This window comes from Cryomorphaceae bacterium 1068 (assembly GCA_027214385.1).
Taxonomy (GTDB): domain Bacteria; phylum Bacteroidota; class Bacteroidia; order Flavobacteriales_D; family Cryomorphaceae; genus JAKVAV01.
The window spans coordinates 103,124-119,277 of record JAPVXR010000006.1 but is presented as its reverse complement, the minus strand read 5'-3'; the positions used below and the strand labels follow the sequence as shown (position 1 = coordinate 119,277).

Annotated in this window: 10 protein-coding genes; 6 read left to right on the top strand and 4 right to left on the bottom strand. The window is 46.4% G+C overall.

The window, feature by feature from the left end; all coding sequences use genetic code 11:
• Positions 1-224: 224 nt before the first annotated feature.
• Positions 225-1,598 (top strand): T9SS type A sorting domain-containing protein, encoded by a 1,374-nt coding sequence (locus O3Q51_09730; protein ID MCZ4409089.1) that lies wholly within the window; start codon positions 225-227, stop codon positions 1,596-1,598.
• Positions 1,599-1,653: 55 nt separating this feature from the next.
• Here O3Q51_09730 and O3Q51_09725 read toward each other — a convergent pair whose 3' ends face one another.
• The gene (locus tag O3Q51_09725) at positions 1,654-2,646 is read right to left on the bottom strand and encodes an endonuclease/exonuclease/phosphatase family protein (protein MCZ4409088.1); all 993 of its coding nucleotides are present in this window, start codon (positions 2,644-2,646) and stop codon (positions 1,654-1,656) included.
• 681 nt (positions 2,647-3,327) lie between these two features.
• Between O3Q51_09725 and O3Q51_09720 the strand changes: the two genes are divergently transcribed.
• Positions 3,328-3,765, top strand: coding sequence for a hypothetical protein (locus tag O3Q51_09720; protein ID MCZ4409087.1), 438 nt, complete (start codon positions 3,328-3,330; stop codon positions 3,763-3,765).
• Between the two features lie 61 nt (positions 3,766-3,826).
• On the opposite strand, the gene O3Q51_09715 is transcribed toward O3Q51_09720, so the two are convergent.
• Positions 3,827-4,504, bottom strand: coding sequence for a DUF2461 domain-containing protein (locus O3Q51_09715; GenBank protein ID MCZ4409086.1), 678 nt, complete (start codon positions 4,502-4,504; stop codon positions 3,827-3,829).
• A gap of 476 nt (positions 4,505-4,980) precedes the next feature.
• Between O3Q51_09715 and O3Q51_09710 the strand changes: the two genes are divergently transcribed.
• Both O3Q51_09710 and O3Q51_09705 read left to right on the top strand, forming a co-directional pair.
• The gene (locus tag O3Q51_09710; GenBank protein MCZ4409085.1) at positions 4,981-5,886 is read left to right on the top strand and encodes a DNRLRE domain-containing protein; all 906 of its coding nucleotides are present in this window, start codon (positions 4,981-4,983) and stop codon (positions 5,884-5,886) included.
• A 277-nt stretch (positions 5,887-6,163) separates the two neighbouring features.
• Positions 6,164-7,324 carry an acyloxyacyl hydrolase gene (locus O3Q51_09705; GenBank protein MCZ4409084.1) on the top strand — a complete coding sequence of 387 codons (1,161 nt, stop codon included), beginning with the start codon at positions 6,164-6,166 and terminating at the stop codon, positions 7,322-7,324.
• A gap of 259 nt (positions 7,325-7,583) precedes the next feature.
• Here the strand turns inward: O3Q51_09705 and O3Q51_09700 are convergent, their stop codons facing one another.
• Both O3Q51_09700 and O3Q51_09695 read right to left on the bottom strand, forming a co-directional pair.
• Positions 7,584-8,003 (bottom strand): CBS domain-containing protein, encoded by a 420-nt coding sequence (locus O3Q51_09700; protein MCZ4409083.1) that lies wholly within the window; start codon positions 8,001-8,003, stop codon positions 7,584-7,586.
• Between the two features lie 328 nt (positions 8,004-8,331).
• Positions 8,332-9,219: an SDR family oxidoreductase gene (locus tag O3Q51_09695; protein MCZ4409082.1), complete on the bottom strand. Its 888-nt coding sequence runs from the start codon at positions 9,217-9,219 to the stop codon at positions 8,332-8,334.
• Between the two features lie 280 nt (positions 9,220-9,499).
• On the opposite strand from O3Q51_09695, the gene O3Q51_09690 reads away from it, so the two are divergent.
• Positions 9,500-13,576, top strand: coding sequence for an ATP-binding protein (locus O3Q51_09690; GenBank protein MCZ4409081.1), 4,077 nt, complete (start codon positions 9,500-9,502; stop codon positions 13,574-13,576).
• Positions 13,577-13,736: 160 nt separating this feature from the next.
• Positions 13,737-16,088 carry a hypothetical protein gene (locus O3Q51_09685; protein ID MCZ4409080.1) on the top strand — a complete coding sequence of 784 codons (2,352 nt, stop codon included), beginning with the start codon at positions 13,737-13,739 and terminating at the stop codon, positions 16,086-16,088.
• Positions 16,089-16,154 lie beyond the last annotated feature (66 nt).

The following is a 16,154-nucleotide window of genomic DNA, read 5'->3' as shown; positions in this document are numbered from 1 at the left end:
ACAAACCCACAGAGGATTCACTATTTAGTGCAAACTGCAGGACTGTAGACCCGTGCTAAACCGCTGTGTGTCCATCGTGCGGCTAAAAAAACAGTGTGGTATAAAAATTGATTTCTGTAAGCTCCAATGGTGAAGCAAACGTGACTCAAATAGTAAAATATATAAGCCACATTCAGTTGAGGAGTGTTTTCTTCTTTATACTCTTGCTAGTATCAGGTCGCAGTATGGCACAGGGCGAGATGGACAATTGGTTTTTTGGAATTCAGGCGGGTCTCAATTTCTCTTCTGGCACTCCTGAGGTCATAGCCGAGAGTTCCATAAATTCTATTGAAGCTTGCGCATCGATCTCCGATAGCGAGGGGAATTTGCTGTTCTACTCCCAAGGCAATAAGGTATTCAATCGAAATCACGATGAAATGCTAAATGGTAATCTGCACGGCTATAGCCGAAATGCAACCCAAGGAACGGGAATCGCACCGATGCCCGGTGATCCTGATAAGTACTACGTATTTTCGATGCGATACATTGGTGAAATGTATGGCCTGGACTACGCCATCGTAGATATGATACGTGACTTTAATCGAGGCGAGGTGATCCAGCGAGGAAATTTTCTACGCGACGGGATTACAGAAAAGATGACTTTTGTCCAACAGACCGATAGTCCCAATGTTTGGTTGATCGTTCACGACTTTAACGCTGATGAGTACATCGTATTTCCGATTTCAGAATCAGGCATCGGTGAGTGTACAACCTACGCGACGGGTATCATTCATACAGAGAGATACGGTTATTTGCAGCCTAGCCCTGACGGTTCTATGCTGGCGGCGGCAGTACGGACGGGTTTTCACTCGGATGGTTTTGTTGAGATTTCGCGGTTTGATCCAACGGAAGGAAATATTTCGGAATCATTTGTACTGCAAATGCCCAATAGGCCTTACGGGATTTGTTTTTCGCCCGATAATTCTAAGCTCTATGTTACGTCAGGTTCTCCGAATCATCTTTATCAATTCGACCTGAGCCAGAGAGAACCTGATTTAATTCAAGCTTCGCGTGTTCAGATCACGTCCACCCCCTTTATCGATTACCTAGGATCAGCTGCAGCCCTGCAACTCGCCCCGAATGGTAAAATTTATTTGGCCCGATACGAAACCAATTGGTTGGCGGTTATAAATGAGCCCAACGCCTTGGGTACGAATTGCGATTACGTCCAAGATGCGGTATCGCTAGAGGGTACAGGGAGCTGTGAAGGTGGTTTGCCAAACTTCGGTAACCTATTTTACGACCAAACTCCGGCATATATTTTGGACGACCCGGAAACGGATGAACCTCCGATTGAGGTAGAACCGGAATATGATTGTGAAGCCCTTCTAGCAAAACCTAACCCAACCAAGGGAGCATTAATTCTGGAATCTTTTGGAGATGAAATTTCATTCGTAGAGGTCTATGATATTACCGGCAGGGTTGTGATGCCGGAGACGACTTACCATAGTGCTGAGGTTCGAATAGACGAAATGCAACACTTGGCCTCAGGCACATACATTGTACGTGTGGCACATGGTGACTGTTTAAATGAGAAGAAGGTTGTAGTCGCGCGATGAATCGTTTTAGTTGAGACTACTCAGGAAAGTGTATCAAGTTAAAATGAAAGAACTTTCACTCACCCGGCTCGGGTACATCTTCCTTACTCACCTGTTTCTTTCGGGTTATTTCCACGGCGCGCTCCTTGTCTTCCGTTTCAGCAGTGAGGCCTTCCTCGTGGCTTTTTTGGTCGGGAGTGAAGGTGAGCGAAGCAAAAAGCGGGAAGTGGTCGGAGCCAATGGATGGCAAGCGCTTAATGGTTCGCACGGTAAAGTGATGGCTGTGGAAGAGGTGATCGAGCGGCCACCGCATAAGGGGGTAGCCCGCGTGGAAGGTATTGAACATGCCTCGGCCAATGCGCGGGTCGAGTAATCCGCTGATCTTGCGAAACAGTCGGGTGGTGAATGACCAGGCTACATCGTTCAAATCGCCTGCGATCACGACGGGCTGCGAGCTGTCTGAGATGCTGCGGGCTACAATGATGAGCTCAGCGTCGCGCTCGGTCGATTCTTCGTTTTCTGTGGGACTGGGAGGAGCGGGGTGCAAAAAATGCGCCCGCACTCGATCGCCTGATCGCAATTCTACCGACACGTGGATAGACGGGACGCCTTCTTCTACCAAAAAGGAGATCTCTCCGTCGTGCAAGGGCAATCGGGAGTAGAGGTGCATCCCGTAGAGATTGTCCAGCGGACATTGGATGGTGTGGGGCATCTCATCTTCAAGCACTTTGAGCTGGTCTTGCCACCATTGGTCCGATTCCAAGGTGACGAGAATATCGGGTTGGTACTCGTTTACCAGATCGATCAGCGCGGCTGCGTTTCTATTGGGAGCGAGGACGTTTGAGGTTAGAATGCTGAGCTTTCGGTCGATCGCACGGTCGGTGCTGGGCTTTACTTCTCGCGGCCAAAGAGGGGTATACGGTATAATCCACCAGAGCTGATAGAGCAGGCAAAGAACCGTAAGACCGAGCAAGAGAATCGATAGAATCGACTCGAGGTCGAGAAAAATGGCGGTGACCACGAGTAGGATGGCTGCAAAAAACAAGATTTGGAAGCGCGGGAAGTCCATAGCGCGGACCACCCAGTGGGGGTGCCGCGATAGTGGTAAAACCGTCGCCAGGAGTAGTAAGGAGGTGCAGATGATGATAGCGGTGAGCATCTTCAGTTTGGCTTGAGGGTCGCAAGGTACAGATTAAGGGGGTTTAGCTACTAGTCGCTAGCTGTTAGCTGTTAGCTGTGTTTTCTTAAAGGTAGATTTTCGTCTTTTGTGTGGGTAGCTCCCTTTAGGGATAAAGGGTGTGGCGAGGCGACGAGCATCTTCAGTTTGGCTTGAGGGCAATCAGTGGGGTGTCTGTTACTCACTCTTGGAGCTTGATGAGATAGGGCATGAAGAAACGTATGTTTCCACTGTGTTTCCTTATTCTTAGGTCAGTCAGTCCTTATGGCTATCATTAAGTTAAGGTTCTCCTGCAGCGTTGGAGGCCGCATGTATCGTTCTACTTTTGCATTGCAATCAAGGTAGGAATAGGATGCATTGTTGCTCTGACATCTTTCATTGAAGGCATCTTTATAAGAATATTGGTTAAAATGGAAACAAACCCTTTCAAACGAGAACGGGTTTGTTTGTTTTTACCCCTTACCGATTGTCGTATTAATACAGGCCAACCATCCCCTAATGGAACCATAACTCCTGCGTAGGATACACAACACACATACTCCTTAATTTTGAATCAAATCAAACGAAACCAGTATGGAAAATCATAAAGGTTTAGCATTGCTGATCAAAGACATCTTAAAGGAACCTGAGGCTGTTGATTTACCGAAAGGCATGGCTTTTGAAAACTTGCTGTATTGGCACAGTGCCCTGGAAGCTGTGCAGGACGCTATTGAGAGTACCATCGACTATGTTCAGTTTGGGATAGGTTGTCCGGAGGACTTTAGTTTTGATTGGTATGTGGCTTCAACAAAATATACCGACCTATCGGGCGATACTACCTTGCGGCTTTCCACAGACGATTCGATCGCCATGGCTTACGGGATTACCCGGTTGAGTACTGCTGAGCGCGCTGTATTCGTCACCGAGCTTCTGGAATTGTGGGAAGAGATCAATCAGGTATACCTGGAAGCACGAGCTCCATTGGAAGAGCACTCCGACTGTGATCCAATCCGAGAACGAATTTCGGCCTGAGCTTATGGCGCTTCACTCGCTGCAGCCGTTGTTCGTTTTTCTGAGGCTTGGGATGGAAAAATTAGTCTATTAGCGACACTCCATTGACATCCGTTGTCAATACTTCGCTCATATAGTCGAAGAAGGGGCGAGTGGCTTTGAAGTATTTCAAGATTTCGTTGGCAAAGCCGGGCGTAGTAACTTCCTTGTCGGTGAAGTGGTGGGAGACGATAAAAGACTTGTACCGCAAAAGGTCAATATCGGGATGGTCTTTGGGGTATCCTTTTGGGGCGGTCTTGACTTGGGCACCTTCTAAGGTTCCGAAGTGTTTTTTAAACGAGGCGGAATTGATGATTTTGCGCAAGGGGGTGGCATCGGCTGCTATCTCTTCGCGAATGCGCTTGAGGTCGGCCGACTCGGGTTGCCAAAATCCAGCGCCCACCATTGATCGTCCACCGGGTTCCAAATGAAAGTAATATCCTCCGCGTAGTGCCTTCGTAGCCCGGCTAAAGCCTCCCGAGAAACTATTCTTGTAAGGAGCCTTGTTTTTGGAGAAGCGCACGTCGCGGTAAATGCGGAAGAGCTTCATCTTCTCGATGTGGTCTTGCTTCTGCATGGCCTGATTGAGTGTTTCGGCAAAGGCCTTGAAGTTTTCGTGAGCGGCGACATATTCTGACTTGTTTTCGGCAAACCAGTCACGGTTGTTGTTTTTCTCCAGCTTCTTGAGGAAGGCAAAAACGGAAGGGTCGAGGTGCGTCATTCGATTTTTTTAGAAGGAAGCGAATTTCAGGGTTTTTTATGGGTGTGGCAAGTTGGCGGCACCTTTCGGTGAGGAGAGAATAATATTCCACTTTCTGTTAATCATCCTATGTTAACTCTCAGCGGAATTCGTGAGCTCGTTCCCTGCGGGCCCTCGGTTGATAAAAAGTGGAGTCAACAGGACAAGCCCCTTCAATGGATTTTTACCAAATCTTTCAATTACGGCCTTCGCTGGCCAGCTTTTCGATTCGGGCCCACACACTTTTGAATCTTGATGAGATTGGGAACAAGGGATGCGAGGAATATTCTTCCCTTAGAGGTGGAGGTTGTACACGAAAGTACACCCCCTGCCTACGGCGGGTAAGGCTGAAATGATGGCACAAAAGAACTTCTAAAGTTAATCCGAAGTAGCCTTTTTTAGTGTGACTGAAGTCATGGAACTCGTCCGAGGACGGCACTAATTTTAAGAAAAAAACCATGAAGAAGCTCACATTATTACTCGCCTTATTCTTTGCATTCCAACTATCAAACGGCCAGCAAAATGTATTAATTATACAACCGGGTCCCGGCTTGAATGATGGAACGGACAATGGTACACCCGATGCCGGTAAGGACACATGGGTAAACCGATTTGCACCGGGAGACAATTACGGAGATTCTTACGCCTCAGCGTCTTCGCCAAGAAGCAATTGCAATACATCGGACTACAAGTCGTACTTCCGCTTTGATGTTTTCAGTTTACCTGATGAGGTGGATTCTGTGTTTTTCGGAGTTACGCATTTACCACATACCACGTATTGCTACGCCAACTGCGACGCCGACTTTTACTTCTATCATCTCACCGAGCCTTGGGATGAGATGGCCTTGATTCAATCCAACTTGCCATCGGAAGATCCGACACCGTTTTACGGACCGATTAATATCACTTTTCCAAATGACTTTGGAAACAGGGAATACAACATTACCGATGCGTACAACTACTGGAAGTCGCCCGAGGGAAACAACTTTGGTTTTGTGACCTATTCGCCCACGGTGGGCTGCAACAATGCCGCTGTGACCTTCAGCGTATACAGTTCTGATGAAGCTGAGGAAACCTTCAGACCTTATTTGAAAATCTACTATGGTGGACCGACGGGTGTAAACGATGCTGCAGAAAGGGATGCGGTGACCGTGTACCCCAATCCGTTTAAGGATCAATTGATTTTTGACGCAGCCGAATTCGATCGTTATTACTTGACGGATTTGTACGGTAAAGTGGTCGACGTGACTTACGATGAAGGTTTGGGAGGATTTCATACCGATCAGTTAAGTACGGGATTGTACATATTGCACTTGGAGAAAGGAAGTGAGACTCACACCGTAAAAGTGATCAAAGGAGAATAGAAGGATTTCGCAGAGATGAGAAAAAGGCGGAGGTGGAAGCGTTGCACGAAATTCCACCCCCGCCTCCTTCGTCGGCACCCCCTTCCGCCTAAGGCGGAGGACAGGGATCGCGTTCATTTATTATTCACTGTTTGTACAGTCTACTCTACACCAAAATTGAGTTGGTTGGATACCCTCCGCTGCATAGAACAGGGAGAAATCAGCAAATAGAATCTCGGATTTTATGAAAATACTTATTTGATGATTCGTTAGTTTAGACGCCCAAAAAAGTGTGGCCATGCGTTCTCGTTGGATTTTGGTTTTGATCATTTGTTGTTGCATCTCTTCACCAAGCTTTGCTCAGGAAAGCCTCGATATTCCTGTTCCGTCCAAGAAGTACATCAAGTATTTGGAATTGCGGCTCGAAAACGGAGCAATGCTCAGCAACGGAACTGATTTTGGGGATGAGATTGTGAACAGCAGTTACTACAATGCGGTAGATGTAAGATTGGGATTTCAGAATACAAATGCTTATTCCGTATACAGCAATTTATACAGAAGACCGATTATGGGTCTGGGTTGGTATGCTTCTACTTTTCATAATGAGGATGTAGGAAACCCAAATGCTCTCTATTATTTTTTCAAGATGCCTTACTCATTTCGAGAAAATAGCAGATGGAACTTCACCTATGGCGGAGCCTTCGGATTTTCGTACAATTTCAGTCCCTTTGATGAGGTGGATAACCCAACCAATATTTTCATTGGTTCTTACCGCAATTTTTACTTCCATGCGGAATTCACGGCGCAGTTTCATTTAAGCAAGCGGTTTTTGCTCGAAGGAGGTGTTGGTTTCAAGCATTTTTCGAACGGGGCTTTTAGTTTACCCAATGCAGGAATTAATCTAACGCCTGTTACCGTTGGTTTACAATACAAACTAGGCGATAAGGATGAAGAGGTTTACAATAGGAAACTGGAGATTCCTCAACATCAGAAATTCGGCATTTTGAACGTTGGCTTTATTATGGGTTCGAAGAACTACGATATCGGCGGAAGAAACTATTTCAAAGGAGGAGTCGGGATCAATTACTTGTATGAGGTTCATTATAAATACCGCTTGGGTGCAGGTATCGACATTTATTATGCCGATGGGTATGAAGCCCGAGATTCTTCCGATGCCTCGGCTTTATCGAAGTCTACCGCCTTTGCCGTAAACGGATCATGGGAGTGGATGCTGAACAAGAATCTCTATGTTCCCCTTGCGGTGGGCGTCTATTTGCACCGCAACGAAGCGAATGGCGATAAAGCTCCGTATTACCTCCGAGCGGGAATGCGCTACCGTTTTGACAACAATATCTTTTTCGGGGGAACCATTAAGGCTCATGGAGGAGCGGCTGATATCTTTGAATGGACTTTGGGCTACACGTTTGGGAGAAATCCCAACGCGATGAGCTTGAGGTAGGTCATCCGCACCATCAAAAAGGATGCTGAACGATAGTCGATTCAAAGAAAAATACACTTCCCGATTCATTACAGATTACATCCCATATGGTCATTTCTTTTCTACGAAGAAGAGGAAGCCAGGAGTTTGAACTTTTTCGCGGAAGCCCACCCCCGTCTTCTGCTCATTCCTCACAGAATCCACCCCCTTCCGCCTGAGGCGGAGGACAGGGATCCGTTTCTTTTTGACAGATCAGTTGAGATCGAAATTTGTTTTCAAATCAATCCCGCTTATTCGCCTTCTTCGAAGGCGTAGGCGGATTCTTCATCACAAAGCGGTGATCTTCTACCAGTTTGAGGAGATCGTGTGCGCTCAATACGCCAACGATTTTGTGCTCGTCGGAAACCACGAGGTGATTGATCCCGTGATTGCGCATCATTCGCGCGGCAATCGTAACGTCAGAATAAGAAGGGATGGTGTAGACCCGGGTGCTCATAACCGTGCTGACGGGAGAGGCTTCAGAGTGGTCGTCCAAAAGGTCGGTTGAGGTGACGATTCCTTTGATTTCCATGTCGCCGTTCACGACGGGAACGGATTTGATCTTGTTTTTCGTCATGATGGATTGCACATGTCCGATTGATTTGTGCGGCATGGTGGTTACGACGGATTCTACCATCAGATCTTTGACTTTGATATTCATGAGTTGTGGTTTAAAAAGTTGAGTTGACCCACTTTTGAGTAGAGTTATTTGGCTTGTTAGGTCGCCACTGTAAGGTACGAAATAATGGGGCTCGAGTGGTGAGGTTTTGTTGTTTTTTGAGGGGAAAAATGTGAGCTGTCGGCGGCCAGCCGCTGCTGCCGGCTTTTAGCATTTTCTTCATAGTAAGAATAAGGTGGTTGAAATGGAAGTTTTGATGATCTGTAGCGCGAGCACAATCAGACATAAAGCGAGCGAGTAGAGCGAAGACCGATTTAAAAAATAAAGCCCGCAATTGCGGGCTTTTGTAATATCATGACCAAGCGATTCACTAGTTCATTGCCGGTTCTTTTGGTTTTGGTCCGTCCCATTCGCCGATTCCCATTCCTTCGAGGCCTGCCTTGCGGATGGGCTCGGTAGCATCGTTGAGGGCTTGGAAGCCAAAGTCCAGCCCGGCGATGGTGCGCAACGGGCGCTGGCCCGGAGGAGTATTGATCAGTTTATCAAAAATATGCACCACCACCATGGGATCGGTCGGTGCATTTTCGTCTTCAAAGAGACCTTTTACTTGGTTTTCAAATCCTTCGAAGAATTCACCAACGTGGCTGTAGTCGGCGGCTATTTCAGGATCTTTCGGATTCACCATATTTCCAAAGAAGTTGGTAGCAAAGGGACCGGGCTCAACCAATACCACATCAATGCCCAGGGGCGCTAATTCGTAGCGCATGGCTTCGCTCATGCCTTCGAGACCCCACTTGCTGGCGTGATAAATACCAAAGCCAGGGAAGGCGGCTCTGCCTGCCGTTGAACTCACTTGAATGATTAATCCCGATTTCTGCTTTCGCATACCGGGCAAGACGGCTTTGGCTACCCGCAAAGGTCCCACGATGTTTAAGTCCAACTGCGACAAACATTCGTCTGCGGTATAAGCCTCCACGGCTCCGCCGTATCCACTGCCCGCATTGTTTATCAAGACATCGATGGCAGGCAATTTTGACGCTGCCGTCTTTACGCTCTCGTCGGAAGTCACGTCCAGCTCGACCACATCAATGTGCAAATCATTGGATTTGGCAAAGTCGTTCAGCTCCGCTGCTTTGTCGGCGTTTTTTCCCGAGGCATTTCGCATCGACGCATACACATGGTGACCTTGCTGAGACAGGTATTTGGCCGCATTGAGTCCGAAACCGGAACTGCAGCCGGTAATTAATATTTTCTTCATTGTTATAGTTTTAGATTGAAATATTTCTTCTAAAGGTGGGCATTATTAATGAGAAAAGTTGGTGTACCGGAAAGAGCCGGTATCCCATTGTCGTTGCTCTGACCCATTGTCGTAAAACCACACTCTGAATAACCAATACCCACTACCCAATCTATCTATTCCCTTTACTCTCTGAGATTTATTCAATATACTTACCGTACGGCTATCACAAAACCAAACAGTCGACAACCTCGCTGCATAGAAAAGTATGGGAGTTCCTCATTGCGATTTGAGCAAAATCATGGCCAAATGGCAGGCGTCAAGGTCGCTTCTTCTATGCCTTTATTTTCTTTCGTGCATCTTTTGCGTTTACGGCCAAAACCTGAAGTTTGAATCTGTTCCTACCGAACTCGGCTTATCGCAAAACTTTATCAGCGATATTGCAGAAGATTCTACGGGTTTCATCTGGGTGGCTACGCCAAGTGGATTAAATCGCTTTGACGGATACGGCTACAGGGTGTTCAAAAACGATCCCAAGGATTCGTTAAGCCTCGGAGATGACAGCACGCATAAGTTGATCATAGACAAAAGGGGAGCGCTTTGGGTAGGTCATGCTAAGGGGTTGCAGGTTTACGATATTCAATCCAATCATTTTATTCCTGTCCCGCTCGGGTATGAAGCATCGGTGCGGAACTTGGTTCATGGAAATGGCAACGAGGTATGGGTGGTGGATGGAAAGCGAACGATCCACCGCATCACTTACGGCGAAGGCTCTGCTTTTGACGTTAAGTCATACCGCGATCTGCTTCCAAACAATAACAAGAAAGACGATATCGTTCGCTCCATTGCTGTGGACGCTCAGGATCGATTATGGGTGAATGCGGGTATTTTCATGGCCTTGGTGAGTTTTGAATCAGGCAGTCCGCTAGTGCAATTTGTAGAATGGGATCTTTTTAAACAAAAAGAGACTCTTTCGTTGGCAGATGCCCTACGCCCCGAACTGTTCAGCGGCGACCGTCTGGCTCAGGGAATGTTTATGGACGATGGTGGCCGTGTTTTTATATACGATGAGTGGTTCCTTACCATTGTAGCAGGAGATAAGGTAACCTCGATGGACATCCGCACCTTAAAAAACGGTGATCAATTCGATAACGCCAAGACTAGATACAAGGGGTTTGTTGATAAGTCAAATGTGCTATGGATGCACACTTCGGCAGCCGGAGCTCATATGGCTATTGACTTAAATAAGTGCACGGTACTGGATGGCAATAAGTCCATATTTGATATTATCACCGCTGGGGTAATGCGGGTAACCCAAGCCGAAAACGGCGTGATGTGGCTAGGCACCAACGGAAACGGGCTTTATAAAGCTATTCCTCACGAGCAAATATTTAATAGTCCGCCTGTATCCCAGAGAATACCTACAAGAACCGTCTACCCGATATACAAAGATGAAGAAGGGAATGTCTGGTTTAGTGACTTGACCGATATTGAATTGATACCCAATGGTATGAATGCTTCGCAGCAACTTAGTTTTTCTCTTGCGGGCTATAATTTTAAAAGGAATGATCCCAAAAACTTCAATTTCTCGGCGAAGTTTATCAAAGGTGATGGCGAAGGCGGTATGTGGTTGGGGAACTACGACGGACTCCATCGAATTCGGAAAGATGGCCTCAACCTGGTGAAGCATGAGTTTTATAAGATCGACCAAAAGAGCCGAAACGGCGACAACGATTTTCTGTTGGGAGTTTACGATCTTATTGCCGATTCCTCCGGACAAATATGGATTGTCACCGCGGGCGAGTTTGGCAAGTTCCATCCCGAAACGGGGATTTTTGAGGGCAAACCTTTCGAGGTCGATTTCAAAACCTACGATGATAATCGAGTAACCAACCGAGTCATCCAAACTGACACAAACACCTTTTGGATTGGAACCATCAATGGATTGATTCGCTATGACGATGCCACGGGAAGCTTTGAGTATTTCTACCACGATCCCGACGATAGCAATTCCCTGTCATCAAGTAGCATCAAGTGCTTAACACCTGATCCTTCTGAAGGAAGTGTGATCTGGGTCGGGACATTCGGAGATGGCCTCGATAGGTTTGACACGAAAACGGGAGAGTTTTTTCATTATACCACAGAGGATGGTCTTCCCGACGAAACGGTATACGGCATCCTTACAAATGGAGATAATGAACTATGGATAAGCACCAACAAGGGGCTCTGCTCTTTTGATCTTGACGATGAAACCTTCCAAACTTTCACCACGAGTGATGGCTTGCAAGACAATGAGTTCAATACTCGATCATTTTACCAAGCTCCCGACGGCGAGCTGCTATTTGGCGGCATTTATGGAATCAATCGATTCTATCCCGATAGACTTTTTGAGTCGGAGTACCATCCGGCCACAGCTATCACGGCAGTAAAAATCAACAACGAACCGGTTCGTTTCGATCCCGATTCTGACTTTCTCACCGAACCCATTGAATCAGCTCAAGAGATCACCCTCGGTCCCGATGTGAAGATGGTCTCCTTTTCCGTTTCAGGAATGGACATGAGTTTTCCCGAAAGAACAAACTACCAATACCAACTTGCCAACTTCGATGAATCTTGGAATACGATAGGTAACGAACGTACCATCACTTTTACGAGTCTTCCATACGGAGATTATACCCTTAAAATAAGATCGACCAATCGATCGGGCAAATGGAGTGATAAGGTCAGGGAGCTTCGGCTGTTTGTTCTGGCACCCTGGTGGCAAACGTGGTGGGCTTATTCGCTCTACGTCATTCTTCTAATTGCGATAGTCGTTTTCATCTATCTTTTTCAGCTAAAGAGCGCAAACGAAAGACGCGAAGCACAACGACTGCTGGAACTCGATACGTTTAAGTCCAGACTCTTCACCAACATTACCCATGAGTTTCGCACGCCCATCACCGTGATTTCAGGCATGGCTAGCATGATTGAAGATCAGCCTGAGTATACCCAAACCATCCGAAAGAATGCGGACAACCTCTTGCAGATGGTCAATCAAATCCTCGACTTGTCGAAGCTTGAGGCCAATAAGTTGGAGATACGTTACAAGTACGGAAACCTGGTCGAGTATATCAGGTACTTAACCGAATCGCTCAGTGGCACTGCCATTCAACAAGAGAAAAAGCTGGTGTTCCATTCAGATCCCGAGGAGATCAATATGGATTACGATGAGGCCAAAATCCGTCACATTATTTACAACTTACTTTCCAATGCCTTAAAATTCACCAATGCGGGAGATCGGATTGATATTTCGCTTCGCCAGACAGATGACCAAAAACTCTATGTGACGATCCGCGACACAGGGATCGGTATCGCTAAGGGTAAGCTTCCTCATATTTTCAACCGCTTCTATCAGGCCGATGATTCATCGACCAGAGCCGCTGAAGGAACGGGCATCGGGCTTTCGCTTTGCTACGAGCTGGTAAAGCTGCTCGATGGGCAAATGGGAGTAGAATCAGAAGAAGGTGTAGGCAGCACTTTTAGTTTCTCTCTTCCCATTCACACCGAGCATGCACAGGGCGATTACGAGCCATTTCTACAAACCATTCCCGAACCCGCTGACAGGGAGATCCCCAATAACTCGAAGGAAAAGGAAACTGCCGAGAAGCCACTTCTGCTGCTGATCGAAGACAATTATGAGATTGTCAGATTTATAGAATTGCTCCTTGACGACAGTTATAGTATTGTACATGCCGAGAATGGAGCGATAGGAATCGAAGTGGCCGTTTCGAATATTCCCGATATCATCATCAGCGATGTGATGATGCCGATGAAGAATGGCTACGAAGTAACCGAGACACTCAAGAACGACATCCGCACCAGCCATATTCCCATCATTTTACTTACGGCTAAATCGACCCAAGAAGATCGCAATATCGGTCTCGAGAAAGGTGCCGACGCTTATCTGCACAAGCCTTTCGACAAAGGGGAATTGCAGATCAGACTGCGAAAACTGATTGAGTTGAGGAATTTGCTGATTAGCAAATTCAAGGGTCTGGAAGAGTCCGATGAAAAAGGGGATGAGCTGGAAAACAGATTTTTGTTTGAGGTGAAGCAAGCCGTTTTGGAGAATTTAGACAATTCAGAATTCAAGGTAGAAGACCTCGAAAAAGCTATGAAGTTGAGCAAGATGCAGCTCTACCGAAAGCTAAAGGCCCTTACGGGAATGAGTCCGACTTTGGTGGTGCGCGACCTTCGCCTTACAGAAGCATCCAAGCTTATTCGCAAGGGGGAACTCATCATTTCTGAGTTGGCCTACACGGTAGGATTTAGCGACCCCAGCTACTTCACACGAGCCTTCAAGGAAAAATTTGATGTTGCTCCGAGTCAGTATAAATAGTTGTTTTTTAGAGTGTTCAGAAGCATTGCAAGCTGAGTCCTAGGATTTGCAAGTAGAGTCCAAGTCAAATGTTAGAGGGTAGAATAGTTTTGGTGGCATAGATCACTCAAAAGGAAGTGCTCTATAACGAAAACAAACTCTAACCAAATTTTTAAAACCCATGAAAAAGTTATTCGGACTTATACTTGGCCTTGCCATTGTACAAATCTCTTTAGCCCAAGCTCCCCAGAAGATGAGCTATCAATCCGTTATTCGAGATGCATCAAATGAACTCGTAACCGAAACAGCAGTAGGAATTCAAATATCGATTTTACAAGGCTCTCCCGCGGGAACGGCCGTATTTGTAGAAACCCACGCACCTACAACCAATACTAACGGATTGGCTTCTTTGGAAATCGGCGGAGGAATTCCGATCAACGGAACTTTAGATGGAGTTGATTGGGGCAACGGTCCTTACTACATAACAAGTGAAACCGACCCTTCCGGTGGTACAAATTATACCTTATCCGGAACCACGGAGTTGCTGTCGGTTCCATATGCGCTGTATGCGGCCAATGCTGGTGGAGATGGAAGTTGGACTATTTCTGCCGATACCCTTTCTACCGATAAATGGGTGGGAATAGGCACCGATTCACCGAATTCAGCCTTGCACGTTAAAGCTGATGATGAAGAAGTTTCGCTAAAGGTTGAGACTACTGGTTTGACGCCGTTTGGCAGCGGTCCGGGATCACCGAAGCCTTATCCGGCTTCGATTGATATAAAACACGAGAATACTGAATATAAATTATCACTTGAAAGCAACGGAAGCTTGACTATTTCGGATGTAACTTCTGAAGATCCTGACATTACTATTTTTAATCGAAGAGTAGGGATCGGTGGACCAACAAGTTCATTAGCCAAATTGAATGTGGATGGGGCGCTTAGAGTTCGGAATACTATTAGGGCTTTTGATGGAGAAGGCATCAAGTTTAGAACAGACGACGGAGTGACTCGAATAACTATGGCTGATAACGGCCGAATAGGTATTGGAGAAGAAGCCCCTGAAGGATTGCTTCATTTGAAAGCACCAGCCGGTGTACTTCCTACCATTTTCATGGAAGGTGGATCAGAAGATATAGCATATCAGCCGGGAAGTGCTTTGCAATTTGGAACTTGGGACGGAACTGACTTTGATGAAACGCTACGCATAAGTGGCAATGGAAGTTTAGGTGTAGGCACTTCTGACCCCCTGACAAAGTTACATGTTGATGGAGATGCTCGTTTCGATGTCGGTACAGGAAATGTAAGGATTACCGGTCCTGCAAGTGGTGGAGCACAAAACAGCGCTCTGTCATATCCTTTGTATGTAACGGGTGCAGCACAAGGAATCGCCATCAGACTTGATGAAACCGAGGCTGAAGAAGGAGAAAGCAACTATATGTATTTCAGAGACAATGGCGGAACTCGCGGCAGCATTGGAGCCCAGACCTTAGATGATGTAACGAGCAGTTTTCGATTTGAGTGGTACGTATCAATGAATACGCTCAATACGGCTTGGGCTGTTGCTGAAGGAATTGCGTGTGGTCCTCAACTTGATTTAGGAGAAGTCGCAGTCATGGCTGCAGCAGGAGCTACTGCTGTTGCTGAGTGGGCTGAATGGACGAATTATATGCAAACGAGTGCTGGAGTAGTCTTTCAGTCTGGATCAGCTGATTATGCAGAATGGTTGGAGCGTGAATCGGGGGTTCAAGATTTGGCACCGGGAACTGTTGTTGGTGTAGCAGGAGGGAAAGTATCCCTAAATACTGCGGATGCGCGTGAAGTGATGGTTGTGTCGATGGCTCCTCTGGTTTTGGGTAACATGCCCGAAGAAGGCAAGGAGCATTTGTTCGAGAAAATTGCATTTATGGGGCAAGTTCCTGTAAAGGTAATAGGGAAAGTACTAGAGGGAGATTTTATTTTGGCGACTGGATTGAATGATGGTATGGCTATAGCAAAATCAAGGGATCAAATGACCTTGGATGATTATGATAATGTGGTTGGAGTAGCATGGTCATCAAGTATAAGGGAGACAGGAGTTAGCCTGATTAATACTGCCGTAGGTTTAAGTACCAATGACCTGGTGGCAAGCTTGAAAGCACAGCAAGAAGAAATAGCAGCGTTGAAAGCGTCAGTTTCCAAGATCGAAAGGTATATCTCACAACAAGACCCGAGTTTTGAGATGTCAACTTCAATTGTGGGAGAACCCAATAACGTTAGAACGGACTGGAGTGTGAGTACCGCTCCGCGAAAGATGGTTAAGGAGTCTTCTCAGAAAATTGATTTCCTTGAAATAGAGAAAGTTGTTTTAAATAATCAGGACTTCTTATTAGAAATATTGGACCAAGCGAGAGCGATATGTATTGACCGAGGTATGGACGTGAATGATCCACTTATAGCAAAACATTTTCAGGCAGACTATTTCATGGAATGCCTTCGTAATTCTAATGCTCCATATGTAGCTCAGGAGAAAATAGTAGCACCTGAAGAATGATTGTTTGCTATTATCGATTCCATCTTGGCCTCAGCCACCGAATGATTACGCACGGCGATATGGATA

Excerpts from the sequence above, each read along its gene's own strand:
- O3Q51_09730 (MCZ4409089.1), top strand. The coding sequence starts at position 225 with ATGGCACAGGGCGAGATGGACAATTGGTTTTTTGGAATTCAGGCGGGT.
- O3Q51_09725 (MCZ4409088.1), bottom strand. The coding sequence starts at position 2,646 with ATGGACTTCCCGCGCTTCCAAATCTTGTTTTTTGCAGCCATCCTACTC.
- O3Q51_09720 (MCZ4409087.1), top strand. The coding sequence starts at position 3,328 with ATGGAAAATCATAAAGGTTTAGCATTGCTGATCAAAGACATCTTAAAG.
- O3Q51_09715 (MCZ4409086.1), bottom strand. The coding sequence starts at position 4,504 with ATGACGCACCTCGACCCTTCCGTTTTTGCCTTCCTCAAGAAGCTGGAG.
- O3Q51_09710 (MCZ4409085.1), top strand. The coding sequence starts at position 4,981 with ATGAAGAAGCTCACATTATTACTCGCCTTATTCTTTGCATTCCAACTA.
- O3Q51_09705 (MCZ4409084.1), top strand. The coding sequence starts at position 6,164 with ATGCGTTCTCGTTGGATTTTGGTTTTGATCATTTGTTGTTGCATCTCT.
- O3Q51_09700 (MCZ4409083.1), bottom strand. The coding sequence starts at position 8,003 with ATGAATATCAAAGTCAAAGATCTGATGGTAGAATCCGTCGTAACCACC.
- O3Q51_09695 (MCZ4409082.1), bottom strand. The coding sequence starts at position 9,219 with ATGAAGAAAATATTAATTACCGGCTGCAGTTCCGGTTTCGGACTCAAT.
- O3Q51_09690 (MCZ4409081.1), top strand. The coding sequence starts at position 9,500 with ATGGCCAAATGGCAGGCGTCAAGGTCGCTTCTTCTATGCCTTTATTTT.
- O3Q51_09685 (MCZ4409080.1), top strand. The coding sequence starts at position 13,737 with ATGAAAAAGTTATTCGGACTTATACTTGGCCTTGCCATTGTACAAATC.